Source organism: Marinobacterium sediminicola (assembly GCF_022343685.1).
In the GTDB taxonomy this organism is placed as follows: domain Bacteria; phylum Pseudomonadota; class Gammaproteobacteria; order Pseudomonadales; family Balneatricaceae; genus Marinobacterium; species Marinobacterium sediminicola.
Window position 1 is genome coordinate 2,610,768 of record NZ_CP092123.1, and the last position, 14,314, is coordinate 2,625,081.

Consider the following 14,314-nt stretch of genomic DNA (forward strand, 5'->3'; position numbering starts at 1 on the left):
CGTTACGGCATCTCGAAGCTGTTACAGGCGGCAATAACAGCGTCTACCTGATCATCAGTCATCACCGGGCTGATCGGCAGGCTCAGCACTTGCTGATGCATGGCTTCTGTCAGCGGGCAAGACTGCTCATTCCACTTTGCGTAGGCTTGTTGTTGATGCGGCGGGATCGGGTAGTGAATCAGTGTTTGGACGCCTGTGTTAGCCAAGTGCGTCTGCAAAGCTTCACGCTCTGCTGTGCGGATAACGTATAGATGGAATACGTGATTTTCCAATGATGTCAGTGTGCTGTGCGCTGTTATTGGCTGTGACAGTGCGGGATGTGTGATGCCTTTGGCGTAGGCCAGTGCAATCTCTTTGCGCCGTTGGGTTTCTGTATCAAGGTGTTGTAGCTTCACCCGCAGCATAGCCGCTTGCATCTCATCCAGGCGGCTGTTGACGCCCTGATAGAGGTTTTCATATTTTTTTTGGCTACCGTAATTACCCAAGGCACGAATGATTGTTGCCAGTTCATCATCATTGGTCGTAACCGCACCCGCGTCACCAAGCGCACCAAGGTTTTTACCGGGATAAAAACTGAAACCCGAGGCATGGCCCCAGCTGCCCGCCTTTTTACCGTTGATCGCAGCTCCGTGCGCCTGAGCAGAATCTTCCAGTACCAATAGGCCATGTTCATCAGCCAATGCCATCAGTTCAGGCATGGGGGCCAACTGACCATATAAGTGAACTGCAAGGATGGCTTTGGTGTTGGCGGTAATAACAGCTGCTGTTTTAGTCGGGCATAGATTGTAGGTGTGCTCGTCAGGCTCAACCAGTACCGGCTGCAGTCGGTTTTCAGTGATCGCAAGGATGCTGGCAATATAGGTATTGGCAGGGACGATGATTTCATCGCCTTCCTTCAATTTGCCGAGTTCTTTCCAGGCGCGCAGAGTCAGTGTCAATGCGTCCAGGCCGTTTGCTACACCGATACAATGCTGGGCGCCGCAGTAGGCCGCAAAATCTGACTCAAACGCTTTCAGCTCTGTCCCTTGAATGTACCAGCCGGAGTCGATTACACGGGTAGCGGCATCAATCAAGTCATGGCGGTATTGAGCGTTAATGGCTTTGAGGTCAAGAAAAGGGATCATTTGTTTACATACCTGATGACTTTTGCAGGATTACCCACCACAACAGCGTATGCAGGTACATCCTTGGTGACTACAGCGCCTGCGCCTATCATGGCATATTCACCGATGGTGGTGCCGGGCAGCAGGGTTGCGTTGGCGCCTATGCTGGCATTGCGCTTGATCGTGATGCCAGAGAACTGTTCAGGATATTCTTTGGAACGGGGGTAAGGATCATTGGTGAAGGTAACATTGGGACCAATGAATACATCATCCTCAATACGTGTGCCATCCCACAGTTGCACACCCGATTTCAATGTCACTCTGTCGCCGATAACGACATCACCTTCGATCAAGGTTTGAGCGCAGATATTACACTCTTTACCGATCTTAGCGCCTTTCAGGATCACGACAAACTGCCAAATTCGTGTACTTTCGCCGATGGATGAAGTGGCTACGTCGGCCAGTGGATGAATAAAGCTCATACTCCCACTACCTTAAGGAAGTCATCATAATTACGAATATAATCTGCTTCGTCATAGTGCTCGCTGGCCAGTACCAGTAACACGCAATCGGGAGTGAAGTCATGCATCTCCCGCCAAACCAAATCTTCGATTACGAGTCCTTTCGTTGGTGAATCAAGCAATAATTCTTCTTTTTCTCGGCCATTATCCAGCAACATGCGGCAACTACCAGTCACACACACTGCTACTTGCTTTAGTGCCTTATGGGCATGAAACCCGCGCGCGACACCTGGCTTGGTACCAAAGATGTAGTACACACGCTTAATATCAAAAGGGACTGTTTTGTTTGCTTCAACGGCAACCAGCGACCCACGATCATCCCCCAATGGCGGTAAATCTATCAGCTTCACCAAATTGCTCATCGGCATTCACCCGCCAGCCTGAGCAGGTACTGACCATAGCCATTTTTACTTAATGCCTGCCCCTGCTCTTTTAACGCTTCCTTACTGAGCCAGCCATTGTTGAAGGCGATCTCTTCCAAACACGCCACTTTCAACCCCTGGCGATGCTCAATGGTCTGCACGAAGCTACTCGCTTCCAACAGGCTTTCATGGGTGCCGGTATCGAGCCAGGCAAAACCACGGCCCAGCAATTCGACATTCAGATCGCCACGCTCAAGGTAGGCCTGATTGACGCTGGTGATTTCCAGCTCGCCACGGTGCGAGGGTTTCACCTGCTTGGCGATTTCCACCACGTCATTGTCGTAGAAGTAGAGGCCGGTCACGGCATAGTTGGACTTGGGCTGTTCGGGCTTTTCTTCAATGGAGATCGCTTTGTTGTTGTCATCGAAGGCGACCACGCCAAAGCGCTCCGGGTCTTTAACCTGATAGCCGAATACAGTGGCGCCGGAGGTGCGGGCAGCGGCCTGTTTCAGCTTGGGCGAGAAGCCCTGACCGTAGAAGATGTTGTCGCCCAGTACCAGGCACACGCTGTCATCACCGATAAAGTCTTCACCGATGATAAAGGCCTGCGCAAGACCATCCGGGCTTGGCTGTTCGGCGTAGCTGAATTGAATGCCGAAGTTACTGCCATCGCCCAGCAGTTTTTCAAAGTTGGGCAGGTCTTCGGGGGTGGAGATGATCAAAATGTCACGGATACCCGCCAGCATCAGTACCGAGAGCGGGTAATAGATCATCGGCTTGTCGTAGATGGGCAGCAACTGCTTGGACACGCCCTTGGTGATCGGATACAAACGGGTGCCGGAGCCACCGGCGAGGATAATGCCTTTCATGGTCTGTCCTTGTAACTGAACGCGTTGCTATCAGAGCTGCCCAAGGCGCTCACGCTGGTAGGAGCCATCCTGTACGCGGCGGCACCATTCCAGGTTGTCGAGATACCACTGCACAGTTTTACGAATGCCGGACTCGAAGGTTTCTTCAGGTTGCCAGCCCAGTTCGTGCTGAATTTTGCTTGCGTCGATGGCGTAGCGGCGGTCGTGGCCGGGGCGGTCTTGTACGTGTGTGATCAGGTCCCGGTAGTGGGTTGCAGCCGGGGCCAGTTCTTGCAGGATATCGCAGATGGTGTGTACCACGTCGATGTTCTGCTTTTCGTTATGGCCACCAATGTTGTAGGTTTCGCCCACCTTACCCTCGGTAACGACCTTATACAGTGCCCGGGCGTGGTCTTCTACATAGAGCCAGTCGCGGATCTGGTCGCCCTTGCCGTAGACCGGCAGCGGCTTGCCTTCCAGTGCGTTGAGGATCATCAACGGCACCAGCTTTTCCGGGAAGTGGTAGGGACCGTAGTTGTTGGAGCAGTTGGTCACCAGTACCGGGAAGCCGTAGGTGCGCATCCAGGCACGTACCAGGTGGTCTGAGCTGGCCTTGCTGGCTGAATAGGGGCTACTGGGTGCGTAGGCGGTGGTTTCGATGAATAGCGGCAGGTCATTATCGCGAGCTGATAAGCTCGCTCGTACAGAAACTTTAGTATCGTGGGCTGGTAAGCTTGCGCTTACAGGATTGGTATCAGCCGGGTGTGGGAGGTCTCCGTAGACTTCATCGGTGCTGATATGGTGGAAGCGGAACGCCTGCTTGCGGGCGTCATCCAGCCCCTGCCAGTAATTGCGCGCCACTTCCAACAGTGTGTAGGTGCCAACGATGTTGGTTTCGATGAAGGCGGCTGGTCCATCGATGGAGCGGTCTACATGGCTTTCAGCTGCCAAATGCATGATGGCATCCGGCTGATGCTCAGCAAATACGCGCTCCAGCTCGGCACGGTTGCATATATCCACCTGCTCGAAAGCGTAGCGATCGGAGCTGTCGACTTCACTCAGGTTTTCCAGGTTGCCTGCATAGGTGAGCTTGTCAACGTTGACGGCGCTATCCTGAGTCTTCTGGATGATATGACGGATAACCGCCGAGCCGATAAAGCCGGCACCGCCGGTGACGAGGAGTTTCATATCAGATAGTTCTCTCTGTAAAGCAAAAAACAGCCATCATCCCAGATTATTCATAGTAAGAAGATTTACCAAGTGATCGGCTGCAGCTTCTTGACTCGTTGTAACCGTATCAATTTTTACTTCTGCGTTATCTGGCGCTTCATAGGCTGAATCAACACCGGTAAAGTTTTTCAAATCGCCGCGCCGGGCTTTTTTATACAGCCCCTTAGGGTCGCGCTGTTCTGCTACTTGCAAAGGCGTATCGATGAACACTTCTATAAACTCACCTTCTCCAAACAAATCACGTGCCATCCGGCGTTCTGATCGGAAGGGTGAGATAAAGGCGGTAATCACAATCAGCCCGGCATCCACCATAAGTTTCGCAACTTCTGCCACACGGCGGATGTTTTCCACCCTGTCGGCATCGGTAAAGCCCAGGTCTTTATTCAGGCCGTGGCGGACGTTGTCACCATCCAGCAAATAGGTATGGTGGCCCATGGCGTGAAGTTTCTTTTCCACCAAGTTGGCAATTGTGGATTTACCTGCGCCGGATAGGCCGGTAAACCATAGCACGCAAGGCTTCTGCCGCTTGGCAGCCGCTCGGACAGCCTTGTCCACATCCAGATGTTGCATATGGATATTCTGGCTGCGACGCAGGGCGAAATTCAGCATGCCCGCCCCAACGGTATTATTGGTCAGGCGGTCGATCAGGATAAAGCCACCTGTGTCCTGGTTGTCCTTATAGGCATCAAAGGCGATGGCACGGTCCAGACTCAGGTTACATTCACCAATGGCGTTTAGTTCCAACTGCCTGGCGGGCTGCTTTTCCAGTGTGTTGATATTGAGCTGGTGTTTAATAGCGCTGATCTGTGCCGTCACGGTGCGGGTGCCGATTTTCATCAGATAGGGGCGGCCCGGCAGCATGGGTTCCTCATGCATCCATACAATATTGGCATCAAACTGATCAGCGGTTTGTGCCGGTGCATTAACAGCCGAGATCACATCACCACGGGAAATGTCGATCTCGTCTGCCAATGTCAGAGTAATCGATTGGCCAGCAACAGCTTGTCCCAAATCACCGTTATGAGTAACGATACGGGCCACCGTACTGGTTTTACCCGATGGCTGTACTCGGACTGCATCGCCGGGTTTAATCACGCCGCTTGCGATGGTGCCGGCAAAGCCACGGAAATCCAGATTGGGACGGTTCACCCACTGTACGGGCATACGGAAGGGACCACGCTGCAGACGTTCATCGTCGACCTCCACGCTTTCCAGGTAGGACATCAGCGTGGTGCCCTGATACCAGGGCATGTTATCACCATGGTTGACGATATTATCCCCCTTGAACGCGGACATTGGGATGTAGGTGACATCCTCCAACCCCAGCTCACGAGCGAAAGCGCTGTACTCGGCAATGATCGCGTTGTAGGTATCCTGAGAATACCCCACCAGATCCATCTTATTAATGGCGACCACAATGTGACGAATGCCGATCAGGGACATCAGATAGCTGTGGCGGCGCGTCTGGGTCAAGATGCCTTTACGCGCATCCACCATCAGTATTGCAGCATCGGCGGTAGAGGCACCGGTGACCATGTTGCGGGTGTATTGTTCGTGCCCCGGGGTGTCGGCCACAATGAACTTGCGGCGGTCGGTGGAAAAGAAGCGATAGGCCACATCAATGGTTATGCCCTGCTCGCGCTCTGCAGCCAAACCATCAACCAGCAGGGCAAAATCGATCTCATCGCCCTGGGTGCCGTATTTTTTCGAGTCAGCTTCGATGGCGCTGAGTTGGTCTTCAAACAGCATCTTGGATTCATACAGCAAGCGGCCGATCAGGGTACTCTTGCCGTCGTCTACGCTGCCACAGGTGATGAAGCGCAGCAGTCCCTTGTTTTCATGAGCCTTGAGGTACTCTTCGATATCGGTACTGATCAATTCGGATACGTGTGCCATCAGAAATAGCCCTCCTGCTTTTTCTTCTCCATGGATGCGGCGGAATCGTGGTCGATGACACGCCCTTGGCGTTCAGACGTTTTGGTCAGCAGCATTTCCTGAATAATGGCCGGCAGAGTATCGGCTTCAGATTCGACGGCACCAGTCAGCGGGTAGCACCCCAATGTACGGAAACGGACCTTGCGCAGCTCAGGCTTCTCGCCCTGTTTTAGCGGCATGCGGTCGTCATCTACCATGATCAAGGTGCCATCACGTTCTACTACAGGACGCACGGCAGCATAATACAGAGGCACGATGGGAATATTTTCCAGGAAGATGTACTGCCAGATATCCAGCTCGGTCCAGTTGGAAAGTGGGAACACACGGATGCTTTCGCCCTTATGCTTGCGGGCGTTATAGAGCTTCCACAGCTCAGGACGCTGACTTTTGGGGTCCCAGCGATGCTGCGCCGTGCGGAACGAAAATATACGCTCCTTGGCGCGAGACTTTTCTTCGTCACGGCGGGCCCCGCCAAAAGCAGCATCAAAGCCATATTTATCCAACGCCTGCTTCAGGCCCTCTGTTTTGGTGATGTCGGTGTGAATAGCCGAGCCATGGGTAAAGGGGTTAATGTCCTTTTCGATAGCTTCCGGATTGATATGCACCAGCAAATCCATACCCACTTCTTTCGCCATGCGGTCGCGAAACTCGTACATCTCGCGAAACTTCCAGCGGGTATCAACGTGCAACAGCGGAAACGGCGGTACCGAGGGCGCAAAGGCTTTCATTGCCAAGTGCAGCATGACAGCACTGTCTTTGCCAATGGAATACAGCATAACGGGGTTTTCCGCTTCAGCGACAACCTCACGCATGATGTGGATGCTTTCGGCTTCCAGCCGTTGCAGGTGAGTCAGTGACATCGTGTTTTCCTGATTTTAAAACTGTGACAGGGCTTAGGCGCTGGCTGCAGCTGTTAATGGCTTAGCCCAAAGTGGCGCGGGTGCTGTACAGACAATGAACCAGGGGTTCAACAGTGTATCGGCCCGAGTGTTGTACCTTAACGGCTGCAATGAGGGGTACTCCAGTACCTGGCCACCCGCCGCTTCAACCACTGCTTGGGCGGCGGCCGTATCCCACTCGCTGGTTGGCCCCAAGCGAGGATACAAGTCGGCAGCACCTTCGGCCACCAGACACAACTTGAGCGAACTACCCATGGCGACAATTTCGGTGTTGGGCAGCGCTGAGGCAAACGCTTTAAAGGCATCAGATTGGTGTGAACGGCTGCCCACTATACGCCAAGTGCCATTATCTTCGGGGATTGCAGCCGGACTGATCTGGCTGGTTTCCGTGCGTGTCTGTTTGAATGCACCCTGCCCGACTTCGCCATAATAGGTAATGTGTTTGGCTGGAACGTAGACTACGCCCAGCACGGGGCGGTGGTTGTAAATTAATGCGATATTGACGGTAAATTCACCGTTTTTCTTGATGAATTCTTTGGTGCCGTCCAATGGATCAATCAGCCAGTAGCGCGACCAACTTAGCCGTTCTGTATTTTCATTGCCGGTAGACTCTTCTGATAATACCGGGATATCCGGCGTTAACTCAGCCAGGCCCTGTACAATGCAGTGATGAGAGGTCAAGTCTGCCTCGGTCAGCGGGCTTGAGTCAGTCTTGTCGTAAATATCAAAGTCCTGTTGATAGATGCGCATGATGTTGTCCCCGGCTTGTTTTGCCAGGCTAATGACAGATTGGATATTTATCGACACATCAAAAGCTCCATATCAAAGGTATCAGCCCAATAGCGGTTGCACCGGTCAACAGGCTTAATGGCAAACCGATTCGCAGGTAGTCCACCATTTTGTAACCACCGGGACCATAGACCATTAAGTTGGTTTGGTATCCCAAGGGCGTAATAAAACTGGCCGATGCTGCGAACATCACGGCAATGGCAAAGGGCATAAAACTTGCGCCGAGTTGATCGGCTACTGCCATGGCAACCGGAAACATCAGTACTGCGGCTGCATTATTGGTGATCATCTCTGTAAATATAACGGTCATCAGATACACCAGCGCCAATACCTCCCAGGGTGACATGGTGGTGCCTGCTCCACCCAGAATAAGATCCGCCAGTATTTGTGCGGCACCGGTTTTGGTCATGGCCATACCCAGTGCAAAGGATGCCGCTATGACCAATAGGACACTCAGATCGATAGCCCCACGACCACGACTGGCTGTCACGCAGCGTGTCAAGAGCATGCCACCCGTCGCAATCAATGCGGCTTCAAGAATGCTAAGCAGCCCAGTTGTACTTACGCCGATCAAAAACACTAACCAGCCAAGCGCTATCGGCGCCTTACGAAAATCCGGGGGTGTCGAGTTGTTAAGCAAGCTAACCAACAAAAAATCCCGGCGGAAGCGGTATTGCTCTACAAAGTTTTCACCGGCTTCCATCAACAACGTATCACCAACATTGAAGTGGATATCACCCAGTTTGCCCTGCAGTCGTGATCCACCCCGCGAGACAGACAGAATCACTGCCTTGTAACGAGTACGGAACGCTGATTCCCTGATGGTTTTGCCCAGTGCGGGGAAATCCGGCCCCACCACCGCTTCCACCAGATGGCGCTGGTGATGGGCCATATTCAGTTTTTGCACCGCTTCACTGGCGGGTTGCAAGCCGTGTATTTTGCGCAGCTCATTGGCGCCCTCTGAGGCACCAATGAAGAATAAAACGTCGCCAGCTTCCAGCAAGGTGTCCGGATCTACGGCTGGCAGTCGTTTGCCACGGCGCTCTATTTCCGCCAAATAGGTGTAGGTCAGACTGCGCAAACCCGCTTCTGCAATGGTTTTACCGATCAACGGGCTATTCTGGGCAATCTCTACCTCCACCTCGTATTCACGTGCCCGGCTCAATTGCTCAACCGCGCCTTGGCGACTGGGCAACAACCGATTACCGAACAGGATCAAGAAGCTGCCACCGACCAATACAATCGGTACACCCAGCCACGCCAACTCAAACATGCCCAGCGCAACGCCTTTCTGTTGTTGCAGCAAACCATCCACAACCAGGTTGGTGCTGGTGCCGATCAGCGTAAGCGTGCCACCCATGATAGCGGCATAACTCAGCGGCAATAGCAGTTTTGACGATGAGATGCGAATGCGCTGACTCCAGTCTTGAACAGCTGGTATCAGCATGGCTACCACGGCCGTATTGTTCATAAACGCACTCAGAAGTGAAGCCGGTAGCAAAAGTCGCCCCTGCGCCTGACGGGTAGTACGCGGCTGCCCCAGCAGTCCGTGCGCAATGTATTGAATGGCACCGGTATCCTTTAACCCGGCCGCAATCACATACAGCACGGCAATGGTCATCACACCAGGATTGGAAAAGCCATTCAGCGCCTCCGCTGGCGTCAGAATACCAGTAATCATTAAACAGCCCAGAGCCGCAACGAGGATCACATCAGCAGGCAGCCGAGTGGTCGCCAGTAGTACCAATACTGCGAACACCAGAGCTAGAGTCAGATAGGCTTCAAACATGCGTAGATGAGCCTCAATATCCCATTTCTAACATTGAAGAGGCCACAGCGGTATCTTGCTAGTGAGACTCATGCTTATGCCAGTATCAGTTTTTTAACATTACTTAGGGCACTTTTAATCACTTCATCATTTACTAAACTCTCAACATTCAACCTCAACAACGGCTCAGTATTCGACCCACGAATATTCATCCGCCAGTTGGCAAACTCCATACTCAAACCATCCGTTTCATCGATTAACGGGTTTTGAGCCGCAAAGTGAGCTTTAACCTTCTGGATACAGGCCTTAACGTCCGCCACCTTGAAGTTGATTTCGCCACTACAGGGGTAGGCTTGCTGGCGCTGGTGGATAAGTTGCGAGAGTGGTTTGTTCTCGGTGCTGATTAGCTCGGCCACCAGTAACCAGGGGATCATGCCGCTGTCGCAATAGGCGAAGTCGCGGAAGTAGTGGTGAGCACTCATTTCACCGCCGTAGATGGCGTTTTCCTTGCGCATGCGCTCTTTAATGAAGGCATGGCCGGTTTTGCTCTGAATCGCGTGGCCACCGTATTGTTGGCAGATGTCGATGGTGTTCCATGTCAGGCGTGGGTCGTGAATGATCTTTTCGCCGGGGTGTTTTTTCAGGAAGGCCTCGGCCAGCAGGCCTACGATGTAGTAGCCTTCGATGAATTGGCCCTGTTCGTCAAACAGGAAGCAGCGGTCAAAGTCGCCATCCCAGGCGATACCCATATCGGCCTTGTGTTCGACAGCAGCTTGGGCGGTGGCATCACGGTTTTCCACCAGTAGCGGGTTTGGAATACCGTTGGGGAAGGTCGGGTCGGGCTGGTGGTGTACTTTGATAAAGGTGATCGGTACACCACGCTGTTTCAGTTCAGCCTCAAGCGCATCGATCACCGGCCCGGCGGCCCCGTTACCGGCATTGACGACCAGCTTCAATGGCTTGAGCTGCTGCACATCAATGTAGGTCAGCAGGTGCTGCAGGTACGCCTGTCGCAGGTTTAGCTTGCTGATTTGACCGGTATGCTCTGGCTTGGTGAACTCTTGTTGTTCAGCCAGCTGCTGAATCTCTTTCAAGCCGCTGTCGCCACTGATCGGCTGAGCATCGCGTTTAACCAGCTTCATGCCGTTGAAGTCGACGGGGTTGTGGCTGGCGGTAACTTCGATGCCGCCGTCTACATCCAGATGGAATGCGGCAAAGTAGACTTCTTCAGTGCCGGTCATACCCAGATCGATCACGTCACAACCGGCATCCATTATGCCCTGTGCCAAGGCCTGCTTTAGTGCTTCACTGGTGGCACGTACATCACCGCCGACCACAACTTTTTTCGCATTCAGGTATTGGGCATAGGCACGGCCAATACGGTAGGCGATGCCTTCATTGAGTTCGGTGCCCAGTTGGCCACGAATGTCGTAGGCTTTGAAGCAGGTGAGTTGGGTCATGTGTTGGTCCTTGTGTAAATCTCGATCCCTACGCGGTCGATATGTACTTTGATTGCCGGTTCTGCCAGGGTGTTGTAGTCCAGTACGTTAAACATGTAGGGCAGCGGTGCTACTTCATTAAGCTGCTCGGCCAGGGTTGTGATGCTGTCATAGGTGACACCTGCGCCCTGCACGGCCAGGTCAACGTCTGAGCCTTTGCGATAGTTGCCTTTGGCGCGGGAGCCAAACAAAATCAGGTGCTCGATTTCAGGCTCACGTGCGGCGGCCTGGGCGATCAGTTCCAAGTCGCGTGCCGTGAGGCCGGTTTGCTGTTCCAAGCTCATGAGTTGAGTATACCTGCGAATCGATCACGCAATTGCACCAGCAGCGGATAGTCGTCATCGCGGATTTTCTGCTCAACGACGATGGCGGTTGCTTCGTTGTAGGTGTGTGTAGTGATAATGCCGGCACGCTCGACCACGCTGGGCTGCTGGATGCGGATAGCCTGTTCAAGCAGTGTGAAAGCGTTGCACTACTGTTGGTAGCGCTGATGCCAGCGGATGTCTTGCGCGGTCATATTTTAAACTCTGTATTGCTCATATCTGCCACTACCAACGCTTCTTTCAACGCCTGCTTCGCGCCCTTGTCCCCATGCACCAGCCGAATCTCCCTCGGCTTGTGCCGCATGCCCTTGACGAAGCTCACCAGTCCCTGCTGATCGGCATGGGCTGAATATCCACCGATGGTGTCGATGTTCGCGCGAATGTCATAGCGCTCACCCTCCAGCTCGACATATCCCTTGCGTGGGCCATAGGTCTGAATATCCCGCCCCGGCGTACCCTCTGCCTGATAACCGACAAAGAGCACATCATGACGCTCGTCACCCAGCATCGTCTTGAGATAGTTGACGATACGTCCGGCGTTGCACATGCCGCTGCCGGCAATGACAATGGCCGGGCGGCCTGTAGCGGACAGGTGGCGCACCATTTTGATGTGTTCCTCATGGCTATCGACAGTGATCAAGGTATCGAATGCCAGGGGCTTGTGGCCCTGCCGCAACCGGTCATGCGCCTCCTCGTCCCAAAAGGGTTTGAGTTCGCGGTAGGCGGCCGTAAAGCGGCTGGCCAAGGGCGAATCGAGGATCACCGGCAGCTGGCCCTCAAGGATCTCGTCCAGCTCGTATAACAGTTCCTGGGTGCGGCCGATACTGAATGCCGGTATCAGCACACTGCCCTGGTTGCGCAGCGCCCGGTCTATCGCGCCCTTGAGTCTATACTTGCGTGTCTCGCGATCGTCATGGTTGCGGTCACCGTAGGTGCTTTCCAGCACCAGCACATCGGCTCGCTCTGGTGGCTCGGGTGCGGGCAGCAACGGCGTATGACTGGCACCCAGGTCACCGGAAAAGACGATCCGTTCACCGTTGCAGTCGATCTCCACGTAAGCCGAGCCCAGGATATGCCCGGCTCGCTGCAAACGGATCTTAATCCGGTTTTCCGCAGTATCGACCAGCGTGAACCACTGCCGGTAAGGCAGCGCAATGATCTGTTGCTCAACCCTCGCCAGATAGCGTTTGACATTGTCGCTTTCACGGCTGATGCCCAGTTTGAAGGCATCTTCCAGCACCAGCGGCAACAGGCGTGCCGAAGGTTGCGAACAGATGATCGGCCCCTTGAACCCCGCCGCCAGCAACCAGGGGATGCGCCCCACATGGTCGATGTGTACATGAGTGGCCACCAGTGCGCGTACGCTTCTAATATCGAAGTCGATGGTGTGCGGGTCTGCCTGTGACTGACGCTGCGCTTCCGCTCCCTGAAACAACCCGCAGTCGATCAGCAGGCTGGTATCGGCATCAATGTGTAACTGGTGACAGGAACCGGTCACGCCGGAGCGTGCACCGTGGTGTTCGATTCGCTGATAGGGCATATCCTTTGCCTCGTGCGGATTAACCACGCTACCGCCCGGAGGTTGCCTCGGGCGATCCTCAAAACCCTTCTGTTTTCTCGATGGAAAGTATCCCTACCTTCCTTTTATTCCCTGCCAGTGACAGGGCCAAAACCGCGCTATGATAACAGCTTTACCCAGTGTCCGTGCCTACGGACAAGGGCAACCATAATACAGATCAAGCCAGAGTTTTAAATACCCTGTTTCACCGCTATACCGATGTCGCTCTGATCCACCGGAATACCCTTCTCACCGACCATCTCGTGTCACTGGTCGACCTGATTATTTCGCACAAGCAGTATTGCTGGCCTGTTCCATTTGGACGAACCATTCGGACGAAGCAGGTGAATCCGCTATACTGGCGGCATCAAATCGTACTATCTGGACATTATGATGACTGAACGCCTGACTATAACCCGACCCGACGACTGGCACCTGCATCTGCGTGATGGCGAGGTGCTGCAGCATGTTGTACCCGCCACTGCCCGCCAGATGGGCCGCGCCATCGTAATGCCAAACCTCAGACCGCCCGTGACCGATGCCGAGCAGGCTCTGGCCTACCGTGAGCGCATTCTGGCCGAGGTGCCCGAAGGCTGTGATTTTGATCCGTTGATGACGCTTTACCTGACGGACAACACGTCGCCGGAGATGATTGCAGCAGCCAAGGCCACCGGCAAAGTGGCAGCCGTAAAGCTGTATCCGGCCGGAGCGACCACCAACTCCGATTCAGGTGTCACGGACCTGGGCAAGCTGGATGCGATCTGTGAAGCCCTGGACGAAGCGGGTATGCCGCTGCTGGTACACGGTGAGGTGACCCACAACCACGTGGATATTTTTGATCGTGAGAAGCAGTTTCTAGATGAGATTCTGACCCCGCTGGCAGGCCGTCACCCGAACATGAAGCTGGTGGTTGAACATATCACCACCAGGGATGCAGCCGAGTTCGTCAATGCCCACGGTGACAACGTGGGTGCGACCATCACGGTTCAGCACCTGGCGTACAACCGTAACCACATGCTGGTCGGCGGTATCCGCCCCCACCTGTTCTGCCTGCCGATTCTGAAGCGCAACGTACACCAGCAGGCGCTGCAGGATGCGGTTGTCAGCGGCAGCAAGAAGTTCTTCCTGGGTACCGACTCGGCCCCTCACGCCAAAGGCGCCAAGGAAAACGCCTGTGGTTGCGCCGGCTGCTACAGCGCCTATGCCGCCATTGAGCTGTACGCCGAGATCTTCGAAGACTTGGGCATTCTCGACAAACTGGAAGGCTTTGCCAGCCATTATGGTGCCGACTTCTATGGCCTGCCGCGTAACACCGATACGGTCACGCTGGTGAAGCAGGAGTGGCAGGTTCCGGCGGAGATGCCGTTTGGCAGTGACATCATCGTGCCGCTGCGCGCCGGTGAAACGCTGCGCTGGAAGCTGGAAGGCTGATCATCCAAACGCAAGAAAGGCGCCCCAGGGCGCCTTTTTCATATCCAT

14 protein-coding genes are annotated in these 14,314 nt (G+C 54.1%); 1 reads left to right on the top strand and 13 read right to left on the bottom strand.

Translation table 11 applies throughout. The annotated features are described in order from the left end of the window. Positions 1–2: 2 nt before the first annotated feature. The 13 genes from LN244_RS11870 to LN244_RS11935 all read right to left on the bottom strand — a co-directional run bounded on the left by LN244_RS11870 (position 3) and on the right by LN244_RS11935 (position 12,817). A complete protein-coding gene (locus tag LN244_RS11870) occupies positions 3–1,124 on the bottom strand; it encodes a DegT/DnrJ/EryC1/StrS family aminotransferase (RefSeq protein WP_239039996.1) in 1,122 nt (373 codons plus the stop codon). Next, positions 1,121–1,585, bottom strand: a complete 465-nt coding sequence (locus LN244_RS11880) for an acyltransferase (RefSeq protein ID WP_275424682.1) — start codon at positions 1,583–1,585, stop codon at positions 1,121–1,123. Before LN244_RS11880 ends, LN244_RS11870 begins: the two co-directional genes overlap by 4 nt. Further along, the gene (locus LN244_RS11885; protein ID WP_239039997.1) at positions 1,582–1,986 is read right to left on the bottom strand and encodes a sugar 3,4-ketoisomerase; all 405 of its coding nucleotides are present in this window, start codon (positions 1,984–1,986) and stop codon (positions 1,582–1,584) included. The genes LN244_RS11880 and LN244_RS11885 overlap by 4 nt, the downstream gene beginning before the upstream one ends. Then, the gene (gene rfbA / locus LN244_RS11890) at positions 1,983–2,855 is read right to left on the bottom strand and encodes a glucose-1-phosphate thymidylyltransferase RfbA (protein ID WP_239039998.1); all 873 of its coding nucleotides are present in this window, start codon (positions 2,853–2,855) and stop codon (positions 1,983–1,985) included. The genes LN244_RS11885 and rfbA overlap by 4 nt, the downstream gene beginning before the upstream one ends. Before the next feature lie 30 nt (positions 2,856–2,885). Beyond that, positions 2,886–4,022 carry a dTDP-glucose 4,6-dehydratase gene (locus LN244_RS11895; RefSeq protein ID WP_239039999.1) on the bottom strand — a complete coding sequence of 379 codons (1,137 nt, stop codon included), beginning with the start codon at positions 4,020–4,022 and terminating at the stop codon, positions 2,886–2,888. 36 nt (positions 4,023–4,058) lie between these two features. After that, positions 4,059–5,960: a sulfate adenylyltransferase subunit CysN gene (gene cysN, locus LN244_RS11900; RefSeq protein ID WP_239040000.1), complete on the bottom strand. Its 1,902-nt coding sequence runs from the start codon at positions 5,958–5,960 to the stop codon at positions 4,059–4,061. Further along, the gene (cysD, locus tag LN244_RS11905; protein ID WP_239040001.1) at positions 5,960–6,859 is read right to left on the bottom strand and encodes a sulfate adenylyltransferase subunit CysD; all 900 of its coding nucleotides are present in this window, start codon (positions 6,857–6,859) and stop codon (positions 5,960–5,962) included. The genes cysN and cysD overlap by 1 nt, the downstream gene beginning before the upstream one ends. A gap of 33 nt (positions 6,860–6,892) precedes the next feature. Further along, positions 6,893–7,705 carry a 3'(2'),5'-bisphosphate nucleotidase CysQ gene (gene cysQ, locus LN244_RS11910; RefSeq protein WP_275424683.1) on the bottom strand — a complete coding sequence of 271 codons (813 nt, stop codon included), beginning with the start codon at positions 7,703–7,705 and terminating at the stop codon, positions 6,893–6,895. A 1-nt stretch (position 7,706) separates the two neighbouring features. Next, the gene (locus LN244_RS11915; protein WP_239040003.1) at positions 7,707–9,476 is read right to left on the bottom strand and encodes an SLC13 family permease; all 1,770 of its coding nucleotides are present in this window, start codon (positions 9,474–9,476) and stop codon (positions 7,707–7,709) included. Between the two features lie 74 nt (positions 9,477–9,550). After that, positions 9,551–10,915 (bottom strand): phosphohexomutase domain-containing protein, encoded by a 1,365-nt coding sequence (locus LN244_RS11920; protein ID WP_239040004.1) that lies wholly within the window; start codon positions 10,913–10,915, stop codon positions 9,551–9,553. Beyond that, complete coding sequence (locus LN244_RS11925) at positions 10,912–11,238, bottom strand: nucleotidyltransferase family protein (RefSeq protein ID WP_239040005.1); 327 nt, start codon at positions 11,236–11,238, stop codon at positions 10,912–10,914. Before LN244_RS11925 ends, LN244_RS11920 begins: the two co-directional genes overlap by 4 nt. Continuing rightward, positions 11,235–11,375, bottom strand: a complete 141-nt coding sequence (locus LN244_RS11930; RefSeq protein WP_239040006.1) for a nucleotidyltransferase substrate binding protein — start codon at positions 11,373–11,375, stop codon at positions 11,235–11,237. The genes LN244_RS11925 and LN244_RS11930 overlap by 4 nt, the downstream gene beginning before the upstream one ends. A gap of 92 nt (positions 11,376–11,467) precedes the next feature. Continuing rightward, a complete protein-coding gene (locus LN244_RS11935) occupies positions 11,468–12,817 on the bottom strand; it encodes an MBL fold metallo-hydrolase (RefSeq protein ID WP_239040007.1) in 1,350 nt (449 codons plus the stop codon). A 411-nt stretch (positions 12,818–13,228) separates the two neighbouring features. Here LN244_RS11935 and pyrC point away from each other — a divergent pair, with 411 nt between their 5' ends. Next, positions 13,229–14,266, top strand: a complete 1,038-nt coding sequence (gene pyrC, locus LN244_RS11940) for a dihydroorotase (protein WP_239040008.1) — start codon at positions 13,229–13,231, stop codon at positions 14,264–14,266. Positions 14,267–14,314 lie beyond the last annotated feature (48 nt).